This is a genomic window from Sphingomonas sp. 3-13AW (assembly GCF_049311085.1).
Classification (GTDB): Bacteria; Pseudomonadota; Alphaproteobacteria; order Sphingomonadales; family Sphingomonadaceae; genus Sphingomonas.
Genome location: NZ_JASNVZ010000010.1, coordinates 73,532 through 95,978 on the forward strand (window position 1 = coordinate 73,532; position 22,447 = coordinate 95,978).

The following is a 22,447-nucleotide window of genomic DNA, read 5'->3' on the forward strand; positions in this document are numbered from 1 at the left end:
GCCTTGTTGAGCCCGTTTGCGGCACAAGCACGCGAGTATTGCCCCACCCGGCCCAGCCTGGGCGAGAACCCTTGCGTGATGGAAAAGGGCAAGCTGTCCGTCGAGACTGCCTTCGCGGACTGGGAGCATGACCGCAGCGCCGAGGAGCGTAGCGATACCCTCCTGATCGCGGACACGCTGTTGCGCTTCGGCGTCAGTGACCGGGCGGAATTGCAGCTGGAGTGGCAGCCCTATGGTCGTGCGGTGACGCGTGACCGGCTGCTGGGCCAAACGGAGCGCAAGGACCGCGTCGGTGACGTGACGCTTGGCGCTCGGGTCAACCTCGCCAATCCCGATGGCTCCGGTTTCTCCTGGGCAGTGCAGCCGTCGCTGACCCTCCCTGTCGGGCGCCAGCCGATCGGCGGCGGCGACTGGGCCGCGAGCCTGATCGTGCCGCTATCCCACGAGCTTAGCGACACCGTGACGCTGGAGCTCACGTCGGAGGTCGCCGGCGAGGTCGACGAGGACGGGCATGGCCGGCATCTGGCCTATGGCAACATCATCGGCCTGGAAGTGGCGCTCACGGATGCGCTCACAACGTCGCTTGAAGGCGAAGTGCGGCGAGACGACGACCCCTTGGAGCCGGCGACCTATGTTCGCGGCGGGCTTTCGCTTGCGTGGATGACGAACGACGACACGCAGCTGGACGTCGGCACGGCAGTGGGGCTGAACCACGATACGCCCGACCTGCGCCTCTACGCCGGGATCGCCCGGCGCTTCTAGCGAGCCTTCGCCGCTAATCGAGCATTGCGGCGATGCTCCGGACGCTGCGCAGATTGCGGGTCGTCCAGATCCCCTTGCCGGGGCCAGTCCCCATCCTGGAACGGCCGGCGCCGTCCCCGAAATAGAGCCACAGGGCGTCTCCTCGCAGCTCGACGCGCTCCCGGCCGTTGGCGCGAGCCCGTAGCGCCGCCGCATCGTCCGGGCTGGCGGGCTGTTTGCCGATGCAGAGCATGACCAGGTTCGGCTCGCGTTCCTCCTCTTCGGCAAAAGGGTGGGCGTCCAGATAGGCCGACCACTGCGAGGCGCTCCGGACGACCACATCCACGGCAAAGCCGAAGCGCCGCTCGATTGCTTCTTCAAGGACGGTCTCCACGGTCGACCCGGGGGCGTCGCTGGCCAGGACCAGGTTCCCGCTAGCCACATAGGTTCGGACATTTGCGAACCCGGCTTCTTCCGCCAGCGTCCTCAAATCGGCCATCGGCACCCGTCGGTGACCACCGACATTGATCCCACGTAAAAGGGCGATGTAGCTCGGCATTACGACCTGCTGCTGTTGCCCCGTCAGGATAGCAAATCGCCCGCGCACGGCCAGTGTCCGGGGCCGGGCATTGCGAACGGCCGACCGGGCGTGTTTCGCCATCAGTCAGTAAAAACCGCCACCGTTCGGCGGCAAGCCGTGCCATCATAGAAATCGGCATCAGCTAAGCTATTGAAAATACAGTAATCGAGTGTTTGGCACGCATGATGCACTGCCTTGTTCGTTAGCCGATTGGCTGCTGGTTCAAGGAGAAACGATCATGACCATTCGTGTTGTTGCCGCTGCTGCTGCCCTGGTCTTCGGCGTCGCAACTGTCGCGGCGCCTGCCTTCGCCGAGCCGCGCACGGTCCCGGCGCCGACCCTCGTCGCACCCGCCGGGAGCGTGGACACGTCGGCTTCGACGCAGGTCGCCAAGAAGAAGAAGGAGACGCGCTATTGCACCGAAACGAGGATTACCGGCTCGCTGCTGCCCCACAAATATTGCGCAACCCGTGAACAGTGGCTGCGCGACGGCTACGATCCGCTCGACTATCTGAAGCACTAAGTCCCGGTGATCGCCGGGGGCAGGGCCCGCCCCCGGCACCGCCGTCACAGGTCTCGCTGATAGACCTGGTAGATGCGATTGACCTTGCTGTTGATGGCATCGGCGATCGCGATCATTCCCTGGTTGTCGTCCAGGACCCAGCCGATTTCGCCCCGGCTTGCGCCATAATGGGCGATCGCGTCCCGCCGGATATATTCGATCATCATGAAGGCGAGCTGGCTCGCCATCCGCGACGACTGCAGTCGCTTGAGCACGCCCATCAGCGGCACGCGCATCGTCCGGACCTTCGGCTTGCGGAGCCACAGCAGCAGCTTGGCCCAGCCGAACGGCAGCAGCGAACCGTTCAGCGGCTTGATCGCTTCGTTCATGTCCGGGAGCGTGATCATGAACGCGACCGGTTCCCCATCCAGTTCCGCGATCCGGATCAGGTCTTCGAATACGATCGGCTTGAGCTTCTTGCCGACGTCATCGATTTCGGGCTGCGTCAGCGGCACAAAGCCCCAATTGTCTGACCATGCATCGTTGAGAATAGCCAGGATCACGGCCGCTTCCTCGGCAAAGCGGCTCTTGTCGACCTTGCGGATACGGATGCGCGCGTTCTTTTCGCCCGACTGGATCACGCGGTTGATGATCGGCGGAAACGTCTGCGTGATGTCGAGTTCATAGGTGATGAGCTGCTTGGCGGGCTGATAGCCGGCAGCTTCGATCCAGCCCTGATATTGCGGGAGGTGGTGGCCCATCAGCACCGTCGGGCTGTGATCATGCCCCTTCACCAACAGGCCCGGTTCTTCCCAGATGGAAAGGCTCACGGGGCCGATCGCCCGGGTCATCCCCTTGGCGCGCAGCCACGCCTCCGCGGCTGCGATCAGCGCCTGCGCAGTGGCTTCATCCTCTGCCTCGAACATGCCCCAGAAGCCGACGCCCGGACCAAAGCCCTGCTCCGGGGGCATGGTCAGGGCGAGCGTGTCGAGATGTGCAGAGATGCGCCCGACGATCTTGCCGTCGCGCTCGGCCAGCATCAACTGCACCTCCGCATGGCTGAACCAGCCGTTTTTCTTGGGATCGATCATGCCCGCCACTTCGCTCTTGAGCGGCGGTACCCAGTTCGGATCCTTGGCATAGAGGCGGAACGGCAAGTCGATGAATGCTTTGCGGTCCGCCCGGGACTGGACAGGACGGATCGTTGGTTGGGTGGCCACACATGCCTCCGGAAGAAGATGAATGGCTCGCATGTAGCTTCGGCAGTGGTCGAAGGCGAGGGGACGGATCGCCTACGGTCGTAACTGTGATTGATTCAAGTCATCACCGGCAGTGGGCAGGTGCCTGTAAATGCCACGCTGTCGCCACTATCTCTGGGCAATGGAACAGGCCATGGAACCCACGCTCACCTTTTCGCGTGATGCGGCGGACGCCCGCGCATCCGAGCCCAAGCTGCGCATCGTCGACGACAAGACGATGCTGCGCGCCGCGGCCGATCTGACGCGCGACCTCAGCGCACCGCGACCGGCGCTCTACTGGGGCGACCTCATCGCTTCCGCAGTGGTGGGCTATGGCGCGCTCGTCGCAGCGGTGCTCGCGCCCTCGACAGCGCTCATGGTGGTGGCAGCGGCGGTGTCGGTGCTGGCGCTCTATCGCGCACTGCTGTTCATCCACGAAGTCAGCCACATGAAGCATGCAGCCCTGCCGGGCTTCCGGCTCGGCTGGAACCTGATCGCCGGCATCCCGATGATGGTGCCGTCCTTCATGTATGAGGGCGTGCACAACCTGCACCATGCCAAGACGCGCTATGGCACGGCGGACGATCCCGAATATCTGCCGCTCGCGCTGATGAAGCCGTGGACGCTGCCGGTGTTCATCCTCGTCTCGCTGCTGGCGCCGATCGGGCTGCTGATCCGCTTCGCGATCCTGTCGCCGCTGTCGTGGCTTTCGCCCAAGCTACGCGACCTGGTGATTGCACGCTATTCGTCGCTGTCGATCAACCCGTCCTTCCGTCGCCGCATTCCGGCCGGCGAGCAGCGGGTGCTGTTCGACCGCCTCGATGCCGCTGCCAGCGTCTGGGCGATCGGCCTTCTGGCGATGGTCGCGACCGGCGTGATCCCGATGCGCGGCTTCCTCATCGGCCTGGGCATCGGTTCGGCCGTGGCGCTCCTCAACCAGGTTCGCACGCTGGTGGCGCACCTGTGGGAGAATGAGGGCGAGCAGATGACCGTCACCGCCCAGTATCTGGACTCGGTCAACGTACCGCCGCCGGGGCTCCTGCCGGCGCTGTGGGCCCCGGTGGGGCTGCGCTACCACGCACTCCACCACCTGCTGCCGAGCCTGCCGTACCACGCGCTGGGTGAGGCGCACCGCCGGTTGAGCGAAGTGCTGGAGCAGGAGTCGCCCTATCACAAGGCGAGCTACCGAAGCGCCCTGGGCCTCATGCATCGGATCGGGCGGAGCACGATGGTTCGCCGCTGAGGCAGTCGATCGCAGAACAGGAAAAAGGGCGGTCCCACCGGGGCCGCCCTTTTTCGTTGTCGCTGCTCGGGCTGCTGTCGCGGCCCGGGAGGCGGCGAACTCGCTACTCCTCGGTTCGGATGAGGACCAGTTCGCCGATGAGCAGGAACAGGAGGAACGGCGCCCATGCCGCGAGGAAGGGCGGGTAGGCGCCCAGATTGCCCATCGCGAGGGCGAAGTTGTCGGCTACGAAATAGGCGAAGCCCAGGCCCATGCCGATCACGGCGCGGACGAACAGCCGACCGGAGCGGGCGACACCGAAACCGGCGACCGCGCCCAGCAGCGGCATCAGCACCGACGACAAGGGGCTCGACAGCTTGTGCCACAGCGCGCCCTCCAGCGCCTTGGTCGGACGGCCGGCGGCGTTGAGGTCGGCGATCGCCTCCCGCAGCGCGTCGAACGACAGGCTGTCGGGATCCACGGTGGCGAGGGTGAACTGGTCGGGCCGGACGCCAGAGGCGGCGTGCAGCGTGCCGAGCGACTTCACCTCGCCGGTCGCGACGTTGAAGCGCACGGCGCCGTCCACGCGCCACTCGCGGCCGTTGAAGCGGCCCTGCTTGGCAGTCAGGATCGACAGCAGCCGGCCGCCCCGACGCTCGTAGACGGTGATGTCGTTGAGCACGGCGGCATTGCCACGGCCGTCGATGCGCTCGACCCGGATCAGGTTGGCGCCGTCGCGTACCCAGACGTTGCTGCGGGTGCCGCTGTCGACCGGCACGGCACCATAGTCGACCCGTTCCCACTGGGTGAGGGTCGCGGTCGCGCGCGAGACGATGCGGTCGTTGAACAGGAAGGAGATCGCCGCGACGCCGAGGCTTGCCACCAGCAGGGGTGCCAGCACCTGGTGCGCCGACAATCCCGACGCCTTCATCGAGATGATCTCGCTGTTCTGGTTGAGCTGCATCAGCGTCAGGATCGTGCCCAGCAGCACCGAGAAGGGCAGGAAGCGCGCGATGATCTGCGGCATGCGCAGCGACACATACTGCCAGACCTGCGCGTCGGTGTTGCCGGGGTAGGCGAGGATCTTGGCGCTCTCGCTCAGCAAGTCGAGCGCCTGGAGCACCAGAACGAGCGCGGCGAGGATGCCGAAGGTGCGGACCAGGAACAGCCGCACCATGTAGAGCGCGATCGTCTTGGACGGGAAAGGCGAGTTCAGCTTCATGCGGCCGCCCCACGCTTGCGGCGGCGCCCTGGCAGGCGGCTCATCAGCGCCTTCAGCCCCTTATCGAACGCCTTTTCAAGCGCACCGATCGGCTGCCCGCCCGGCACATAGGCGATCGTATAGTACATCCAGAAAACGAGCCCCGCGAAGATCAGGAACGGCCCCCACAGCGCGATCAGCGGATCGATCCGGCCGAGCGATCCGAACGCCTCCGCATATTCGTTCACCTTGTGATAGGTGACGATCATCACGATCGACAGGAACACCCCCAGCGCCGAGTTCGATCGCTTTGGCGGGACGCCCAGCGCCAGCGCCAGCATCGGCAGCAGGAACATCGTCGCGACCTCTACCAGGCGGAAGTGGAAGTTCGCACGCGCACTGGCTCGGGTCTCTGCAGGTTGCCCCTTATCGCGACCGATGATCGCCAGTTCCGGCAGCGTCCGTTCAAGGTCGCGACCCCCGCGCGCGCGGAAGTTGCCGAACTTGGGCAGGTCGATCGGCAGGTCGTGCGAGGTGAAGCTCAGCACACGCGGCGCGCGAAAGCCCGGCTGGTCGTGCAGCAGGGTGCCGTTGGTCAGGCGGAAGATGATCGTGTTGGGGTCGTCGGTGGCGAGGAACTGGCCGCGCTCTGCGGTCGCGGCGACCCAGCCACCCTTGGGCGGCGCCACGCGCACGAAGATGCCGGACAGCTCGGCGCCGCCCTTGTGGCTCTCCTCGATCCGCAGCGTCATGCGGTTGCCGAGGTTGGTGAACTCGCCGATCTTGATCGAGGCGCCGAGCGCACCGGAGCGCAGCTCGAACCGCAGGCCCTCGTAATTATAGCGTGCCCAGGGCTGGACGAAGCCGACGATGGTGAGGTTCAGCAGCGCGAGTGCGATCGCGTAGAGATAGGGGGTGCGCAGCAACCGCCCATAGCTCATGCCCACGCCGCGCAGCACGTCGAGCTCCGAGGTGGTGGCAAGCTTGCGGAAGGCGAGCAGCACGCCCAGCATCAGGCCGATCGGAATGCCGAGGCCAAGATATTCCGGCAGCAGGTTGGCGAGCATCCGCCACACGACGCTGACCGGTCCGCCTTCCGACGCAACGAAGTCGAACAGCCGCAGCATGCGGTCGAGCACCAGCAGCATCGCCGCGATGACGAGTGTCGAGAACAGCGGCACCGCGATGAGACGCGCCATGTAGCGATCGATCGACTTCATGCGGGGCGCGGCATACCTTTGAGGGGCTGGAAGCGGAAGTCCCGAGCTATAACGAAGGGGCCGGCTCGCGCCAGCCCCTCCCGGTCCATCAGCCGAGAACGCCTACCGCCTTGCCGGCGGCCTGGAACATGCCCAGGATCGTCTGGATCTGCTCCGACGTGTGCTCCGCGCAGAGCGAGCAGCGCAGCAGATAGGTGCCGGCCGGGGTCGCGGGCGGGCGTGCCATGTTGACGTAGAGACCGCCTTCCAACAGCGCCTGCCACATCGCGACCGCCTGGGTCTGGTCGTCCAGGATCACCGCGATGATCGCCGAATCCGCATTCTCGGTGCCGAGGCGGAAGCCCATCTCCTTCAGGCCGGCGTGCAGCGTTCGTGCGCTTTCCCACAGGCGTGCACGCTTCTCGTGCGCCTGGCTGAGCTTGCGGATCGAGACGGCCGCGGTCGCGACGACCGAAGGCGGCAGCGAGGCGGTAAAGATATAGGGGCGGCAGGCGAGACGGATCGCTTCGAACTTCGGGTGGTTCGAAACGCAAAAGCCGCCGACGGTGCCGACCGACTTGGAGAAGGTGCCGACGACGAAATCGACATCACCCTCGCAGCCCTGCGCCTCGTACACGCCGCGGCCGTTCGGCCCGTAGAAGCCCATCGAATGCGCTTCGTCGGACAGCACCATCGCGCCATGCTTCTTGGCGACGGCGACCATCTCCTTGAGCGGGGCGACGTCGCCGAGCATCGAATAGACGCCCTCGAGCACCACGAGCTTGCCGGCCTCCTTGGGCAGGCGACCGAGGCGCTTGTCGAGGTCGGTAATGTCGTTGTGGCGGAAGCGGACGATCTCCGCATTGCCCTGCTTGCAGCCGTCGTAGATCGAGGCGTGGCTGTCGGCATCTAGGATCACATACTCGCCCTTGCCGGCGAGCGTGGAGATCATGCCCAAATTGGCCATGTAGCCCGTCGAGAACACGATCGCCCCCGACACCCCGTAGAAATCGCGCAGTGCCTGCTCAACTTCCATATGGTCGCGGAAGGTGCCGTTGAGCATGCGGCTGCCGTTGGTCCCGGAGCCGAACTGGTCGAGCGCGTCCTTGCCGGCCTGGATGACGTCCGGGTCGAACGTCATGCCCATATAGTTGTAGGTGCCGAGCAGGATCGTGTCGCGACCGGCGATGACTGCCTCGGTCGGCGACTTAACCTGGTCCATGACGATGGCGAACGGGTCCGTCACCCCACTGTCGAGCAGCGCCTGGCGTTCGGCGATCAACCCGTCGAACTTGCTCATCAGGTCACGCTCCGCCTCGACCTCGGGCGGGTCGACGGGGAGCTGGTGCTGGGTGGCGGCGGCTTCGGTCATCTGTACTTTCCTGGCACCGTTCGTGCAGGTCGGGTGCAGGCGCATGCACGGCGCCCGACCCGTCCTTTCGAACTTAGTCCTGCTTGAGCTTGGCGACGGCGTCGGTGAGCTGCCCGACGGTCTCGATCTCAGCCTGCATGTTCATCGTGATGAGGATGTCGAACTCGTCCTCGACGGCGGCGACGAAGTCCATCACGGTCAGGCTGTCCCATTCGAGATCCCCCGCAAAGGTCGTGGTTTCGCTCAGCGCCACGCCCTTCTTGTTGAACGGCTCGATCAGGCGGGAGACGGTTTCGAAGATGGCGGCGCGATCGCTCACAGGGCGTCCTTTGCAGATGGATCGGATCCTGCACGGCGTGGCGCAGAAATCCGGCACGATTTTGGCGCTCTATAGCAGCCGGTGCTCGCGATACCATGCCGCGGTGGCGGCGAGACCGTCGGCGGTCGCGATCCGGGGGCGCCATAACGCTTCCGGGGGACGTGCGTCGAGCGAAGATGTCCAGTCGGGATGCGCCATATAGGCGGCCCGGTCCGGCGTCAGCTTTGCCTTGGGCCCGCGTGCCATGCGGTCGATCCGCGCGCCCAGTCGCAGCAATCCGGCCGGGAGCGATATCGGCAGCACACGCCGGCCGACGGCGGTGCCGATCGCGCGCGCAAAGCCCGCGTGGGTCCAGGCGCCGGGCGTGCCGTCGTCGGGTTCGTAGACGACGCGGCCGGTATCGCGGTCGGCCAAGGCGAGGAGCAGGCCCGCGAGGTCGTCGACGTGGATCAGCGAGAGGCGGCCCGCCGGCGGCATCGCCACCACGCCGAACCGCGCCATCCGGAACAGGTCCAGCATCTCCAGGTCGCCGGGACCATAGACGGCCGGCGGCCGCACCATCGTCCAGGCCAGGGAGGAGGCGCGGACTGCGTCCTCCGCGCCGGCCTTGGAGCGGCCATAGTCGGAAAGCCCGGGCTCCCGTGCAGCGAGCGAGGAGACGTGGACGAAACGCTCGACGCCAGCTGCTTCGGCCGCCGCGAGTACCGCGCGGGTGCCCTCGACGTTGCCCTGCGTAAAACCCTCCGGCGTGGGTGCGTTCACTACGCCGGCGATGTGGATCACGGCGTCGGCCCCGGCGACCAGCTCGCCAAGGGCAGCAGGGGTGTCGAGCGCGCCCGCAACCCAGGTGACGCCGGCCTGGGGCGGCTGCGGCCGGCGGGTGAGGGCGCGGACGCTATGTCCCGCCTCCAGCGCCAGTGCGAGCGTGCGGCGGCCGACGAAGCCGGTGGCGCCGGTAATCGCGAGCGTGGTCACGCCACGACCATATGGTTGCGATGCACGAGCGCCGCGCGCGGGGCATGGCCCAGGATCGCTTCCAGCTCCTCGCTGCGACGGCCGACGATGCGGACCGCTTCGTCCGCGTCATATTCGCTCAAGCCGCGAGCGATGGGCTGGCCGCTCTCGTCCAGGATCATCACCAGGTCGCCGCGGGCGAAGCTGCCCTCGATCCGGGTGGCGCCGGCCGGAAGCAGGCTGCGGCCGTCCTGAAGTGCGCGGGCGGCGCCCGAATCGATGTGAATGGTGCCGCAGGCGATCAGCCGACCCTGAAGCCACGCCTTGCGCGCAGGCTGGGCGGGGCGGGCGACGAAGACGGTTCCGCGGCCGGTTTCGGCAAAGCGCGACAGCGGCCGCTCGACCCGGCCAGAGGCGATGGCGAGGTGCGCGCCGGCGGCGGTCGCGATCCTGGCAGCCTGGACCTTGGACACCATGCCGCCCGATCCCATGCCGGAGGCGGAGCGCGTGTCGGCCATCGCCTCGATCGCGGCGTCGATCCGCTCGACCCGCTCGATGAAGCGTGCATCCGGGTCATGGGTGGGGTTGCGGTCGTAGAGCCCGTCGATGTCGGACAGCAGCACCACGCCATCGGCTCCTGCCGCCTGGCCGACGCGCGCCGCCAGGCGATCGTTGTCGCCGAAGCGGATTTCCTCGGTCGCAACGCTGTCATTTTCGTTGACGACCGGCACTACGCCCAGCGTCAGCAGCCGGCTGAGCGTCGCCGAGACGTTCAGATACCGCCGCCGCTGCTCGAGATCGTCGAGCGTCACCAGCAGCTGCGCCGCCGAAAGCCCCTGTGCGCCGAGCAGCTCGGCCCAGGCGCCCGACAGCGCGATCTGTCCGGTCGCGGCGGCGGCCTGGGCGTCCTCCAGGCTGGCGCGGCCGCCCTTCGGGAGACCCAGCCGCCGGGCCCCGAGCGCGATCGCGCCAGAGGAAACGACGACCACCTGCTGGCCGGCGGCGTGGCGTTCGGCGATGTCCGCGACCAGCCCCGCCAGCCAGTCGCGCCGGATCGCGCCGGCCGCGTCGACCAGCAACGCGGACCCGACCTTGACTACCAGGCGCGGGCAGGTGGCGGGGGAGAAGAGCGACATGGGGCTAGCCCGTGCGCGTCAGATCGGAGACCATTCGATCGGCTCCTCGCCCTCGTCGGTTTCCTCGACCTTCGGGCTGTCCGGATCCAGCATCTCGATCAACTGGTCGAGCACCCAGTCGACGCCAACGCCACTGGCGCCCGACATCGGGATGACCTGTGCGCCGCTTGCTTCTTCCAGCTCGGCCGAAAGGGCGGCGATCAGCTCGTCGTCCAGCGTGTCGATCTTGTTGAGGACGACGATCACGCGCTTGTCGACCAGGCCGGCGCCATATGCTTCCAGCTCGTCGCGTACGATCCGGTAGCTTTCCGCCACATCGGCATCGTTGGCGTCGACCAGATGCAGCAGCACGCGGCAGCGTTCGATATGGCCGAGGAATCGGTCGCCGACCCCTGCGCCTTCCGCGGCGCCCTCGATCAGGCCGGGAATGTCGGCGATCACGAACTCGCGGTTCTTGTGGCTGACGACGCCCAGCTGCGGCCGCAACGTGGTGAAGGCATAGGCGCCGACCTTCGCCTTAGCATTGGTGACGCCGTTGATGAAGGTCGACTTGCCGGCATTGGGCAGGCCGACCAGGCCCACATCGGCGAGAAGCTTCAGGCGCAGCCAGACCCAGGCCTCGTCGCCCGGCCAGCCGGTTCCGTGCTGGCGCGGTGCGCGATTGGTCGAGGTCTTGTAGCTGGCATTGCCGCGGCCACCGTCGCCGCCGCGCAGGAACACCTCACGCTGCCCGGCGCGGGTGAAGTCCATCAGGACCGTTTCCTTGTCCTCCGCGATCACCTGAGTGCCGACCGGCACCTTGATGACCAGGTCGTCCCCGCCGGCGCCCGTACGGTTCTGGCCCGAGCCGCCCTTGCCGCGCGGCGCGCGGAAATGCTGGGTGTAGCGGAAGTCGATCAGCGTGTTCAGGCCGGCGACGGCTTCGAAGATGATATCGCCGCCCTTGCCACCGTCACCGCCGTCGGGGCCGCCATATTCGATGTATTTTTCGCGCCGGAAGCCGACGGCGCCGGGGCCGCCCGTTCCAGAGCGAACAAAAATCTTGGCTTGGTCGAGAAAATGCATGGGGCCGCCTTTACGTCGACGCGGCCATTTTATCCACCGTCGCGTGCATGCTCCAGGTACGCCGACAGCAACTGCTTTCGGGCCAGCGCGCGGGCGCGGTCCGGGGGGAGCCCCAGCGCCTGTGCCATTGCCCCGCCGAGCAGCGCATCGCCGAGCGCGATCAGGACCAGGTGCAGCGTCTCGTCGGCGAGCGGCACGTCGGCAAGGCCGGAGTCGGAAGCGAGTTCGTCCACCAGCCGGTGGATGGCGTCGAGCACAGGATCGAGCAGATGGTGGTTGCCCGACAGGATCATCCAGCTCGCCAGCGCGCCGCCGCCCTGACGACCGAAAGCGTCAAAGGTGAGGTCGACCACCTCGCTCGGATCGCCCTGGCTGCGCGCGCGCAGTGCCGCGGCCCCGATCTGCGCGGTGATGGTTGCAGTCATGCGCTGGGCCAGCGCCTCCTGCAGTCCGGCGGCCGACCCGAAATGGTGGAGCAGATTGGCGTGGGTGCGGCCGATCCGCGCCGACACCGCCTTCAGCGTCACGCTCTGCGGCCCGTTTTCGATCAACAGATCGCGCGCGGCGTCGAGTGCAGCCTCGCGCGATTCGGCCGAAGACAGGCGTCGGCGTGTTATTGACATCGTTGTAAGTAGTACATAGCTCCATGGTAACTGGAGGAAATCCATGGCTAACGCAAAGACTCCCGCCGACCTGACGATCACGCCGCGCGACCTGCGCTTCGGGCGCGGCGAGCGGCGCCGCCGCTGGTGGCTGAACAACGATCCGGTGGCGACCGCGGTCTACAACGCGCTGTCGGTTACCTTTCCCAAGGGCGAGGCATTCTTCATCGAGAGCGTGCGCCGGTTCCGCGAGGGCGTGTCGCCGCGTCTTGCTGAGGAGATCGCGGCCTTTACCCGGCAGGAGGCGATCCACACGCGCGAGCATGTCGCGTTCAACCGCCACGTCGAGGAACAGGGCTATGACGTCTCCCGGCTGGAGGCGCGGGTGGACGAGGAGCTGGCAGTCGCGCGTGGTCGCCCCGCGATCGTGTCGCTGGCCGCGACGATGTGCCTGGAGCATTTTACCGCAATCCTCGCCCACGCGATCGTCGCCGACCCGAAGCATCTGGCGGGCGGCGACGCCAGTGCCGCCGACCTCTGGCGCTGGCACGCGATCGAGGAGATCGAGCACAAGGGTGTCGCCTATGACGTGTGGCTGCACGCGACCCGCGACTGGAACCCGCTGCGGCGCTGGTGGGTAAAGTCGCATGCCATGATGATCGTCACGCTGCATTTCGTGACCGGCCGTACCCGCGGGATGCTCGACCTGCTCGCGCAGGACGGGCTTACCGGCGCGGGGGTGAAATGGCGGCTGTTCCGCTATGCCTTTGGCCGGCCGGGGCTGGCGCGCGCGCTGGTGTGGCCGTGGATCGCGTTTTTCCTCCCGGGCTTCCACCCCTGGAACCACGACGATCGAGCGCTGATCGGCAAGGTCGACAGCGAGTTCGCGGCGGCACGGCTGGAGACTGCCTGAGGCGACTGGCACGGCGCGCGCGGATGCGGCATGGGGCGGGCATGCGCACCATCTCGAACGATGTCGCCGTCCGGCTCTACCACCTCGATGACGAGGGCGGGGTCGCCAGCACGATCCTCTACGGCACGCTGGCGGAGGCATTGGCCCGCGCCGCGCAGGAGCCGGAGGAGATTCAGGCGGGACTGTACCTCCAGACCAGCAACGACGTGATTTCGTACCTCGATTATCTGGAGGGGTGAGGGGCGCCATCCGGCGGTCAAACGCTGGCGTTTCGGGCTCCGACGCCCCACCATCTGCCCATGCACCTGATCGCCGACGCCATCCTGCTATCCGTCCGCTCGCACGGCGAGCATGGCGCGGTGGTGCGGGCGCTGACGGAGCAGGCGGGGGTGCAACCCGGCTATGTCCGCGGCGGCCGTTCCCGGGCGCTGCGGCCGGTGCTCCAGCCGGCGAACCTGGTACGGGGCGCCTGGCGCGCGCGGACGGACGAGCAACTGGCGGGGCTGACCGTCGAACTGGTGCACAGCCGCGCCCCGCTGTTCGCCGAGCCGCTGGCGTCCGCCGCGATCGAATGGGCGTGTGCGCTGACCGCCACCGCGCTGCCGGACGCCTTGCCATATCCGCGGCTGCACGCAGCACTCGGCGCGGTGCTGGAGGCGATTGAATCGGCGCCGGCGGCGCGCGGCTGGACCGCGGCGCTCGCACGCTATGAATTGCTGCTGCTCGCGGAACTTGGCTTCGGCCTGGACCTGGAGCGTTGTGTCGTGACGGGCGACACCGCGACGCTGGATTTCGTCAGCCCGCGGAGCGGCGGCGCCGTCAGCCGTGCAGCCGCCACCGGCTATGAGGCGCGCCTGTTGCCGCTGTCCGCCTTCCTGCGCGAAGGCGGCGAGGCGGATTGGCCCGCACTCTTCGACGCCCTGCGGCTGACCGGGCATTTTCTGGAGCGGGATGTTCTGGTCGGGCGGGGCGCGGAGGCGCTGGCGGCGCGGCAGCGACTGGTCGAGCGGCTCAAAAGGGCGGTTGCGTGAGCGCAGCGGCTGGGCCAATCCGCAGGTCCCAAGCCGAAGGGAATGGAATGTCGCTGATCGCCTTGTTGCCCGGAGACGGGATCGGACCGGAAGTTGTGGCGCAGGCGCGCCGCGTGCTCGAAGCACTCTCGCTTGATCTGGTGTTTGAGGAAGCGCCCGTAGGCGGCGCCGCCTATCTGCAGGAAGGGCACCCGCTGCCGCCCGCGACGCTCGCACTCGCCCGGCGAGCCGACGCCGTGCTGTTCGGTGCGGTAGGAGATCCCCGTTTTGACGCCGTCGAGCGTGCGTTCCGGCCGGAACAGGCGATCCTGGGCCTGCGTCGCGAACTCGGCCTGTTCGCGAACCTGCGTCCGGCCAAATTGTTTCCCGGCCTTGAGGACGCCTCAGCGCTGAAGCCCGAAGTGGCCGGCGCGATCGACATGGTGATCGTGCGCGAATTGAACGGCGACGTCTATTTCGGTGAGAAGGGCCGTCGCACGACGGTGGACGGCCTGCGTCAGGGTTTCGACCTGATGAGCTACAACGAGCGCGAGGTGGAGCGGATCGCCCGCGTCGGGTTCGAAACCGCGCGGGTCCGCAAGAAGCGGCTGTGCTCGGTCGACAAGGCGAACGTGCTGGAGACCAGCCAGCTGTGGCGCGATGTCGTCACCAGCATCGCGGTCGAATATCCGGACGTGAAGCTCACCCATATGTATGTCGACAACGCTGCCATGCAGCTGGTGCGCAATCCCGGCCAGTTCGACGTGATCGTTACCGGCAATCTGTTCGGGGATATCCTGTCCGATCAGGCGAGCATGTGCGCAGGGTCTATCGGCATGCTGCCGTCGGCTTCGCTCGATACCGGGACCAAGGGCCTGTACGAGCCGATCCACGGCTCCGCTCCGGACATCGCCGGGCAAGGCAAGGCCAACCCGTGCGCGACGATCCTGTCGGCGGCGATGATGCTGCGCTACTCGCTCGACAACGAGGCTGCGGCACGGCGGATCGAACGCGCGGTCGAAGCTGCGCTGAGCGACGGCGTGCGCACCGCCGACCTGGGGGGTGCTGCCACCACTGCCGAAATGGCCGACGCGGTTCTGGCCCGCCTGGCGTGACCGCGCCGCTCGCGCTCGCGGTCGTCGTCCCGGTCTTCAACGAGCGCGCCAATGTGGCGCTGCTCGTCGACAGGCTCGCGGCGGCGCTCGCAGGCGGGGCGTGGGAAGTGATCTTCGTCGACGATGACAGCCCGGACGGGACCGCCGAGGCCGCGCGTGCGCTGGCGATCACCGACCCGCGGGTGCGGGTGATCCAGCGGATCGGCCGGCGCGGCCTGTCGACGGCGTGCATCGAGGGGATGTGCGCCACCGCTGCTCCGATCGTGGCAGTGATCGACGGCGACCTGCAGCATGACGAGACGCTGCTGCCGCGAATGCTCGACGCGCTGGAGGCGGATCTCGATCTGGACCTGGTGATCGGCTCACGCTTCATGGAGGGGGGCGGCACCGGCGAATGGGATGCCGACCGGGTCGCAAAGTCGGCGCTCGCCACCCGGCTTTCCCGGCGGCTGCTCAAGGCCGAGTTGTCCGACCCGATGAGCGGCTTTTTTGCGATCCGGACGCAGTTGGTGCGCGAACTGGTGCCGTCGCTGTCGGGTATCGGCTTCAAGATCCTGCTCGACATCGTGACGGCAAGCCCGCGCCCGCTGCGCTTTCAGGAACTCCCCTATGTGTTCCGCACGCGCGCGGCGGGGGAGAGCAAGCTCGACCATGTCGTCGCGCTCGAATATCTGATCGCGCTCTACGACCGGATGTTCGGACGAGTGGTTCCGGTGCGCTTCGTGCTCTTTTCGGCGATCGGCGCGGCGGGCGCGGCGGTGCATTTGGGCGTGCTGGCGCTGCTGCTGGAGGTAGCGCCGATCGGCTTCATCGCCGCCACCATCCTCGCCACCGTCGCTGCGATGACGTTCAACTTCTTCCTCAATAACGCGCTGACCTATCGCGATCGCCGGCTGAAAGGCGCGCGTGCGTTGCTCGACGGCTGGGTCTCGTTCTGCCTGGTGTGTTCGGTGGGCGCGGTCGCCAACGTCGGCGTCGCCGCCTTTCTCTACGGCGTGCGCGGCGGGGCCTGGGCGGTGCCGGCGCTGGCCGGGGTGTTGGTGGGCGCGGTGTGGAACTTCGCCTTGTCGGGCCGCTTTACTTGGGGACGCTACGGCCGCAGGCTGGTGGCGTAAGGCCGGCCGCTAGCGCCAGCTGTTGAGCCACATCCAGCGGTTGAAGGCCCCGGGTCCGCTCAGCGGTGCTGCGCTCAGGATGGGCCAGAAGTGGAGGAAGGCGAACAACGCCGCAAAGAGAAACAGCTCGTCCAGATAGCGGCGCCGCGCCTGCGGATAAGCGTAGAAGGCCGCCGGGATCGCCACGCACAGGAAGATCCCCGACAGGTGGTAGTAATAGAAGAAGCCGAGCGACTTGGGGATCGCAGCCCAGATCGCGAGCGAGGCGACCCACAGCAGGCCGGCGCCAAAGATCGCGGCAGATCGCCGGCGGAAACCCGCCCACAGGCAAGCGGCGACCGCGACCAGTCCACCCCACCAGATCACCGGATTGCCGAGCAGGAGCACGCCGCGCTGCACGCCCTGGTCGGGCTCGTAGAAGTACCAGATCGGACGGATCAGCAGCGGCCAGCTCCACCAGTCCGACTGATAGGGGTGCGGCGGCAGGATCTGTGTCTGCCGTTCGTACATGAAGCGCTGGAAGGGGAGGAGGCCCTCCAGCGTCATCGGATCCAGGCGATAGAAGAACGCCGGCAGGAACGTCAGGAAGTAGGTCGCGATGCTGGCCAGGCCGAGCAGTAGCACCGCCGGAACTGCGCCGACGCCTGCGAAATAGCGCGCGGGATCACGCCACTTCGCCCACAGGATCAGCAGGCACGCAAAGGCCACATAGGGCGCGGCCACCCATTTCGTGCCGACCGCCAGCCCGAACAGCACCGCCGACAGCAGCAGCCGCGGCCAGACCCGGCCGGGCGGCGCCCGCATCGCCCAGAGGAGCGCGGCGATCGCGCAAGTCACGAAGGCGCCGAGAAACCCCTCCAGCATCGCGATCCGCGCCTGGATGTAGACGGTCTGGTTGAGCACCACGAGCAATGCGCCGAACACCGCCACGCGGGCGCGGCCGAACAGCTGCCACAGGATCGCGAACACGCCGAGCACGGTCGCGGTGCCCGCCAGGGTCGACACTGCACGCCATCCGATCGCGTTGTCGCCGAACAGCCGGATGCCGAGGCCGATCAGCTCCTTTGCCACCAGCGGGTGTTCGGTGTTGGCGGGCTCCGCCAGCGCCCAGAGCGTTCGCGCGGCCGGCACATAATGGATTTCGTCGAAGGTCAGGATCGACGGGGAGCCCAGTCGGTAGCAGAACAACAGCTGCGCGGCCGTGCCGATCAGCAGGGCCAGGGTCCAGGGTCGGTCGCGCAGGCGAGAGAACATGCCCTGCTACTATGTCGGAACCGGCCCCGACGATAGCCTGTCCCGGGGACGCGCGGGGAGGGCAGGTGCTTGCGCGGCTGGCCTCAAGAGAGCAAAGCGAGCGGCATGAAGCGTACCACCGGACAAGACCGCTCGATCACCCACAACTGGCGCCCGGCGACCCAGGCCGTCCGTGGCGGCACCGCCCGCAGTGAATATGGCGAGACCTCCGAGGCGTTGTTCCTGACGTCGGGCTATTGCTACGACAAGGCCGGCGACGCCGCGGCGCGGTTCGCGGGCGAGCAGCAGGGGATGACCTATTCCCGGTTGCAGAACCCGACGGTCGAGATGCTCGAGGAGCGGATCGCGCTGCTGGAAGGTGCCGAGGCATGCCGGACGATGGCGTCGGGCATGGCGGCGATGACCGCGGCCCTTCTGTGCCAGCTGGAGCAGGGCGACCATGTCGTTGCCGGCCGGGCGCTGTTCGGATCGTGCCGCTGGCTGACCGACACGCTGCTGCCCAAGTTCGGGATTGAGACGACGCTGGTCGATGCGCGCGACGCGCAGCAGTTTGCCGATGCCGTGCGCCCGAATACCAAGGTCTTCTTCTTCGAAACCCCGTCGAACCCGACGATGGACGTGGTCGACCTGAAGGCGGTGTGCGGCATCGCGCGGGAGCGCGGCATCGTTTCGGTGGTCGACAATGCGTTCGCGACCCCGGCGCTCCAGCGGCCGATGGAGTTCGGCGCCGATGTCGTCGCCTATTCCGCGACCAAGATGATGGACGGCCAGGGCCGCGTCCTCGCGGGCGCCGTGACCGGCACCAGCGCCTTTATCAACGACGTGCTGCTCCCCTTCACCCGCAACACCGGCCCGACGCTGTCTGCGTTCAATGCCTGGGTGGTGTTGAAGGGGCTGGAGACGCTGGACCTGCGCATCCGCCGGCAGAGCGAGAATGCGATGACGGTCGGCCGCTTCCTGGAAAAGCGGGTGCCGCGCATCAACCATCCCGGCCTGGAGAGCCACCCGCAGCACGCCCTGGCAATGGCGCAGATGGATGCGTCCGGACCGATCTTTTCGTTCGAGGTGGATGGTGGCCGTACCCAGGCACATGCACTTCTCGACGCGCTCCAGCTCATCGACATCAGCAACAACATCGGCGATTCGCGTTCGCTGATGACGCATCCCGCCTCCACCACCCACGCCGGCGTTGCCGAGGAAAAGCGCGTGGAAATGGGCATCGGCGAAGGTCTGCTGCGCCTCAACGTCGGCCTCGAAGACCCGCAGGACCTGATCGAGGACCTCGATCAGGCGCTGACCGCGGCCGGGCTGTGAAGGCGCTCTTCCCCTATGTCGCCGAAACGCGCGGGGTCACCGTGCGGGTGTCGGTCACCTATCTGGCCGAGCAGTCGGAGCCGGCGCAGGCGCGCTGGTTCTGGGCCTATCACATCCGGATCGAGAACGGCGGCGACCGCGCCGTTCAGTTGCTGACGCGCCACTGGGTCATCACCGACGGCCGCGGTGCGCGCCATTCGGTCGAGGGTGAGGGCGTCGTCGGCGAACAGCCGCTGATTTTGCCGGGGGCCAGCTATGACTATGTGTCGGGGTGCCCCCTTTCTACTCCCACTGGCTCGATGCAGGGCAGCTATCATATGCTCGACACCGACGGCACCGCGTTCGACGTGGCCATCCCCAAATTCGCGCTGACGGCACCGGCGGTCGGCGCGTGAAGCGGACACACCTGCCGTTGAACGGCCTGCGCGTGCTCGATGCCGCCGCGCGCCACCTGTCGTTCACCCGCGCAGCCGACGAGTTGGCGGTGACCCCCGCCGCCGTGGGCCAGCAAGTCCGCGCATTGGAAGACACGCTGGGCGTCGTCCTGTTCCGCCGCACCACCAAGGGGCTGGAGCTGACGCCCGAGGGCGAGGCCGGTCTCGGGGCCCTTCGCGCCGGCTTCCTCCAGTTCGAGGAAGCCGTGCGGGCGATGCAGGCGGGTCAGTCGTCCAAGTCGCTGACCATCGCGGCCCCGCGCGACCTCACACAGAAATGGCTGCTCCCCAAGCTGGCCGAGATCGCTCGCACCGATCGTGAGCTACGCTTCGTGCTGGTTGCGGCCGACGATGCGGTCGAATTCACCGAGGCCAATCTGGACCTCGCCGTGCGCTGGGGTGAGGGCCCGGGCGAGCATGAGGGCGAGGCGCTCGAGTCCGAGGGGCTGGTCACCGTGGCGGCGCCGGGCGGAAGCGCGGATACCGCAATCGGCTGGCCCGGCTGCTCTGCCGATGACGCGCAGGCGCTGGTGCAGGTGGCGGACGCCGGCGTCGCGATCGACGCCGCTGCAGCCGGCCTAGGGCGTGCGACCGTGCCTGAGTTGCTCGCACGCGCCGATCTGGCCGCGGGCCGGGTGGTGGCGCTGGGAGAGGCGCAGTCGGCACGCCACGGCTATTGGCTCGTCGCGCCGTTGCCGCAGTGGCGGCAAAAGAAGGTCAAGGCGCTGGTCGAGGCGCTGGGCGCGTGAACGGGGCACCGGTGATCCTGCCGGTGCTGGAGACCCAACGGCTGCGGTTGCGGGCGCTGGAACCGGGCGACGCCGAGGCGCTGCACCCGACCCTCGCGGACCCGGAAAGCATGACCTGGTGGTCGCACCCGCCGATGCAAAGCCTGGAGGCGACGCGCGAGCATCTGGAGCGCAATGCCGCGACGCCGGGCTGGCGGAACTGGTATTTCGCCCCGCGCGAAGGAGGCGCGGCACTCGGCTTCGTCGCGGTGGGCGAGAAGCGCAACGGTCCGCTGGAACTCGGCTACCTCATCGCCCGTGAGCGACGCGGCGAGGGGCTGATGCGGGAGGCGGTGTCATGCGTCCTCGACCAGCTGTTCGGCACCGAAGCCAGGCGGCGGGTGTTCGCCGACACCGATCCCAACAACCGGAATTCCCGCGCCTTGCTGGAGCGGCTGGGCTTCACGCTGGAGGGACGGCTGCGCGGCGAGTGGGAGACGCACATCGGCGTGCGCGACAGCCTGATCTACGGCCTGCTGCGCGAAGAATGGCTGGGCGGGCGCCGGACGGACTAGCGGGGCGCGCCGGGCAGACGAGGGGGACAAGGCATGACCGCGACGGTTGCACTGCTGCTGTTGCTTGGCGTGTCTCCGCCTGTGAGGCCTTTACCGGTTCTCGGGACCTGGGAGACGCCCTGTCTGCCGATCGGCGAGCGCGGCCGGCACGGCGTCATTACGCGCGTCACCCTGAACAACCGGCGATTGCAGGCCGTGTCCCAGGTTTATGAGACCCGCGCGTGCGACGTTCCGACGTTCAAACTCCACTTCCGCGGCACGCTCCTGTCTCTACAGGCTCCCAGCGGACGATGGCTCCTGCGCCACCGGGTCCGCGCTATTACCCTGACGCCGCAGGCCCAGGCAGTCGTCGCGCAGTATAATCGCACCGACGGCCCCACCTCCGGCTGCGGGATGCAGGGCTGGAAGCTTGGCGTCGCGCGCTCGGTGGCGGGACGCCGCTGCGCGCCGATCGACTTCGCGCCAGTAGGTGCGTTGCTCTATGATGGGGCGTGGATCGACGGGGAAGGACTCCGCTTCGGCGCCTTCCCGCAGATCTGGAGCAACCGCTCCGCCGCCCTGAGACCTGACCGGCCGCTGCCGCAAAGCTTCAGACGGGTGCGTTGAAGTCTAGAGTCTTGCCAGATCGATTTCGCCGTTCCGATCGAGCCAGTTGTCGGCTGGCGGCATCGGGTATTTGAGGCCGGTTGCGCAGTTGAACAGGACCGTGCGCTCCTCGGGATCCACCAGACCGTCGGCGATCGCCTGGCGATAGGCGGCGAGGGTCGCGCCGCCTTCCGGACAGAGCAGCAGGCCGTCCTTGCGCGCGGCCGCGTCGACCGCGGCCAGGATCGCCGGGTCGCCCACCGCGAGCGCCCGCCCGCCGGATTCACGCACTGCGCGCAGGATCAGGAAATCGCCCACGGCGCGGGGAACGCGGATGCCGGCGGCGACGGTGGCTGCGTCTTCCCAGCGTTCGGCATGTTCCTGGCCCGCCTCGAACGCCCGTACGATTGGCGCGCAGCCGGAAGCCTGGACTGCGTACATGCGCGGCCGCTTCGATCCGATCCAGCCGAGACGCTCCATCTCGTCGAACGCCTTCCACATGCCGATCAGGCCGGTGCCGCCCCCGGTGGGATACAAGATCGCGTCGGGGAGCTCCCAGCCGAACTGCGCGGCGAGTTCCAGCCCCATCGTCTTCTTGCCCTCGATTCGATAGGGCTCCTTCAACGTCGAGAAGTCGAACCAGCGGCCTTCCGCAGCGCCGCGTGCGACGATGGCGCCGCAATCGTCGATCTGGCCGTTCACACGCCAGACGCGCGCGCCCTGGGCCGCGATCTCGCGCACGTTCACTTCCGGGGTCTCTTCGGGGCAGAGCACCACGGTCTCGATACCGCAGCGCGCGGCATAGGCGGCCAGCGCCGCGCCGGCATTGCCGTTGGTCGGCATGGCGATGCGGGTGACGCCGAGCTCGCGGGCCATCGCCACCGCCATGACCAGGCCGCGCGCCTTGAAGGAGCCGGTGGGAAGCCGCCCCTCGTCCTTGACGATCGCGCCGGGGCCGCCGGAATGGGGGATCGGCACCAACGGCGTTTCGATCTCACCCAGGGAGACGATGCTGGCGGTGTGGCGCACCGGAAGCAACTCGCGCCAACGCCACAGGTCTGTGGGGCGCTGGCTGATCGTCTCCCGCGAGATGGCGCTCCCGAGCGCATCCAGATCGTAGCGGACCAGCAGCGGCCGGCCCACGCGGGAGAGGCCGTGCAGCTGGTCCGCTTCGTAGCGCTCGCCCGTCATCGAGCATTCGAGGTGGCTGACGAAGGTCGGCCGTTCAGCGTGGAGATTCTCGTTCACACGCCTGCTTAGCGCGGGCCAGGCC

25 protein-coding genes are annotated in these 22,447 nt (G+C 67.7%); 13 read left to right on the plus strand and 12 right to left on the minus strand.

The annotated features are described in order from the left end of the window. The first annotated feature begins 6 nt into the window (after positions 1 to 6). Positions 7 to 762, plus strand: coding sequence for a transporter (locus QP045_RS12285; RefSeq protein WP_422515277.1), 756 nt, complete (start codon positions 7 to 9; stop codon positions 760 to 762). Positions 763 to 775: 13 nt separating this feature from the next. Here QP045_RS12285 and QP045_RS12290 read toward each other — a convergent pair whose 3' ends face one another. After that, on the minus strand, positions 776 to 1,300 hold the full coding sequence (locus tag QP045_RS12290; protein ID WP_422515278.1) for a DUF1697 domain-containing protein: 525 nt from the start codon (positions 1,298 to 1,300) through the stop codon (positions 776 to 778). 259 nt (positions 1,301 to 1,559) lie between these two features. On the opposite strand from QP045_RS12290, the gene QP045_RS12295 reads away from it, so the two are divergent. Further along, positions 1,560 to 1,844, plus strand: a complete 285-nt coding sequence (locus QP045_RS12295) for a hypothetical protein (protein ID WP_422515279.1) — start codon at positions 1,560 to 1,562, stop codon at positions 1,842 to 1,844. A gap of 44 nt (positions 1,845 to 1,888) precedes the next feature. Here the strand turns inward: QP045_RS12295 and QP045_RS12300 are convergent, their stop codons facing one another. Beyond that, positions 1,889 to 3,043, minus strand: a complete 1,155-nt coding sequence (locus QP045_RS12300; RefSeq protein ID WP_422515280.1) for an N-acetyltransferase — start codon at positions 3,041 to 3,043, stop codon at positions 1,889 to 1,891. A 172-nt stretch (positions 3,044 to 3,215) separates the two neighbouring features. On the opposite strand from QP045_RS12300, the gene QP045_RS12305 reads away from it, so the two are divergent. Beyond that, a complete protein-coding gene (locus QP045_RS12305) occupies positions 3,216 to 4,304 on the plus strand; it encodes a fatty acid desaturase family protein (RefSeq protein WP_422515281.1) in 1,089 nt (362 codons plus the stop codon). Between the two features lie 103 nt (positions 4,305 to 4,407). Here the strand turns inward: QP045_RS12305 and lptG are convergent, their stop codons facing one another. From lptG to QP045_RS12345, 8 genes are all read right to left on the minus strand, one after another. After that, complete coding sequence (lptG, locus tag QP045_RS12310) at positions 4,408 to 5,505, minus strand: LPS export ABC transporter permease LptG (RefSeq protein WP_422515282.1); 1,098 nt, start codon at positions 5,503 to 5,505, stop codon at positions 4,408 to 4,410. Then, positions 5,502 to 6,704, minus strand: a complete 1,203-nt coding sequence (lptF, locus tag QP045_RS12315; protein ID WP_422515283.1) for an LPS export ABC transporter permease LptF — start codon at positions 6,702 to 6,704, stop codon at positions 5,502 to 5,504. The genes lptG and lptF overlap by 4 nt, the downstream gene beginning before the upstream one ends. Before the next feature lie 88 nt (positions 6,705 to 6,792). Continuing rightward, complete coding sequence (spt, locus tag QP045_RS12320) at positions 6,793 to 8,055, minus strand: serine palmitoyltransferase (RefSeq protein ID WP_422515284.1); 1,263 nt, start codon at positions 8,053 to 8,055, stop codon at positions 6,793 to 6,795. 73 nt (positions 8,056 to 8,128) lie between these two features. Beyond that, on the minus strand, positions 8,129 to 8,374 hold the full coding sequence (locus QP045_RS12325; RefSeq protein ID WP_422515285.1) for an acyl carrier protein: 246 nt from the start codon (positions 8,372 to 8,374) through the stop codon (positions 8,129 to 8,131). Positions 8,375 to 8,443: 69 nt separating this feature from the next. Then, the gene (locus tag QP045_RS12330; protein WP_422515286.1) at positions 8,444 to 9,349 is read right to left on the minus strand and encodes an SDR family oxidoreductase; all 906 of its coding nucleotides are present in this window, start codon (positions 9,347 to 9,349) and stop codon (positions 8,444 to 8,446) included. After that, entirely contained in the window at positions 9,346 to 10,464 is a 1,119-nt protein-coding gene (gene proB / locus QP045_RS12335) for a glutamate 5-kinase (RefSeq protein WP_422515287.1), read from the minus strand. The genes QP045_RS12330 and proB overlap by 4 nt, the downstream gene beginning before the upstream one ends. Before the next feature lie 18 nt (positions 10,465 to 10,482). Next, entirely contained in the window at positions 10,483 to 11,529 is a 1,047-nt protein-coding gene (obgE, locus tag QP045_RS12340) for a GTPase ObgE (protein WP_422515288.1), read from the minus strand. A gap of 29 nt (positions 11,530 to 11,558) precedes the next feature. Further along, on the minus strand, positions 11,559 to 12,152 hold the full coding sequence (locus tag QP045_RS12345; protein ID WP_422515289.1) for a TetR/AcrR family transcriptional regulator: 594 nt from the start codon (positions 12,150 to 12,152) through the stop codon (positions 11,559 to 11,561). A gap of 43 nt (positions 12,153 to 12,195) precedes the next feature. On the opposite strand from QP045_RS12345, the gene QP045_RS12350 reads away from it, so the two are divergent. The 5 genes from QP045_RS12350 to QP045_RS12370 are packed head-to-tail and all read left to right on the plus strand — an operon-like array spanning position 12,196 to position 16,284. After that, positions 12,196 to 13,044: a metal-dependent hydrolase gene (locus QP045_RS12350; protein WP_422515290.1), complete on the plus strand. Its 849-nt coding sequence runs from the start codon at positions 12,196 to 12,198 to the stop codon at positions 13,042 to 13,044. A gap of 41 nt (positions 13,045 to 13,085) precedes the next feature. Next, positions 13,086 to 13,283, plus strand: coding sequence for a hypothetical protein (locus QP045_RS12355; RefSeq protein WP_422515291.1), 198 nt, complete (start codon positions 13,086 to 13,088; stop codon positions 13,281 to 13,283). A gap of 60 nt (positions 13,284 to 13,343) precedes the next feature. Continuing rightward, positions 13,344 to 14,075, plus strand: a complete 732-nt coding sequence (recO, locus tag QP045_RS12360; protein ID WP_422515292.1) for a DNA repair protein RecO — start codon at positions 13,344 to 13,346, stop codon at positions 14,073 to 14,075. Positions 14,076 to 14,122: 47 nt separating this feature from the next. Beyond that, positions 14,123 to 15,169 carry a 3-isopropylmalate dehydrogenase gene (gene leuB, locus QP045_RS12365; RefSeq protein ID WP_422515293.1) on the plus strand — a complete coding sequence of 349 codons (1,047 nt, stop codon included), beginning with the start codon at positions 14,123 to 14,125 and terminating at the stop codon, positions 15,167 to 15,169. Beyond that, positions 15,166 to 16,284 carry a glycosyltransferase gene (locus QP045_RS12370; RefSeq protein WP_422515294.1) on the plus strand — a complete coding sequence of 373 codons (1,119 nt, stop codon included), beginning with the start codon at positions 15,166 to 15,168 and terminating at the stop codon, positions 16,282 to 16,284. Before leuB ends, QP045_RS12370 begins: the two co-directional genes overlap by 4 nt. Before the next feature lie 9 nt (positions 16,285 to 16,293). On the opposite strand, the gene QP045_RS12375 is transcribed toward QP045_RS12370, so the two are convergent. Beyond that, the gene (locus QP045_RS12375; RefSeq protein ID WP_422515295.1) at positions 16,294 to 17,538 is read right to left on the minus strand and encodes a phospholipid carrier-dependent glycosyltransferase; all 1,245 of its coding nucleotides are present in this window, start codon (positions 17,536 to 17,538) and stop codon (positions 16,294 to 16,296) included. Between the two features lie 105 nt (positions 17,539 to 17,643). On the opposite strand from QP045_RS12375, the gene QP045_RS12380 reads away from it, so the two are divergent. Genes QP045_RS12380 through QP045_RS12400 form a run of 5 tightly spaced genes read left to right on the plus strand, consistent with a single transcriptional unit; the run spans position 17,644 to position 21,195 of the window. After that, positions 17,644 to 18,852 carry a trans-sulfuration enzyme family protein gene (locus QP045_RS12380; protein ID WP_422515296.1) on the plus strand — a complete coding sequence of 403 codons (1,209 nt, stop codon included), beginning with the start codon at positions 17,644 to 17,646 and terminating at the stop codon, positions 18,850 to 18,852. Beyond that, positions 18,849 to 19,247: a Co2+/Mg2+ efflux protein ApaG gene (apaG, locus tag QP045_RS12385; RefSeq protein WP_422515297.1), complete on the plus strand. Its 399-nt coding sequence runs from the start codon at positions 18,849 to 18,851 to the stop codon at positions 19,245 to 19,247. The genes QP045_RS12380 and apaG overlap by 4 nt, the downstream gene beginning before the upstream one ends. Continuing rightward, a complete protein-coding gene (locus QP045_RS12390; protein ID WP_422515298.1) occupies positions 19,244 to 20,035 on the plus strand; it encodes a LysR family transcriptional regulator in 792 nt (263 codons plus the stop codon). Before apaG ends, QP045_RS12390 begins: the two co-directional genes overlap by 4 nt. Continuing rightward, entirely contained in the window at positions 20,032 to 20,589 is a 558-nt protein-coding gene (locus QP045_RS12395) for a GNAT family N-acetyltransferase (RefSeq protein WP_422515299.1), read from the plus strand. The genes QP045_RS12390 and QP045_RS12395 overlap by 4 nt, the downstream gene beginning before the upstream one ends. Before the next feature lie 33 nt (positions 20,590 to 20,622). Further along, positions 20,623 to 21,195 (plus strand): hypothetical protein, encoded by a 573-nt coding sequence (locus tag QP045_RS12400; protein ID WP_422515300.1) that lies wholly within the window; start codon positions 20,623 to 20,625, stop codon positions 21,193 to 21,195. A 3-nt stretch (positions 21,196 to 21,198) separates the two neighbouring features. Here QP045_RS12400 and QP045_RS12405 read toward each other — a convergent pair whose 3' ends face one another. Beyond that, complete coding sequence (locus tag QP045_RS12405) at positions 21,199 to 22,422, minus strand: threonine synthase (RefSeq protein ID WP_422515301.1); 1,224 nt, start codon at positions 22,420 to 22,422, stop codon at positions 21,199 to 21,201. Positions 22,423 to 22,447: the final 25 nt, after the last annotated feature.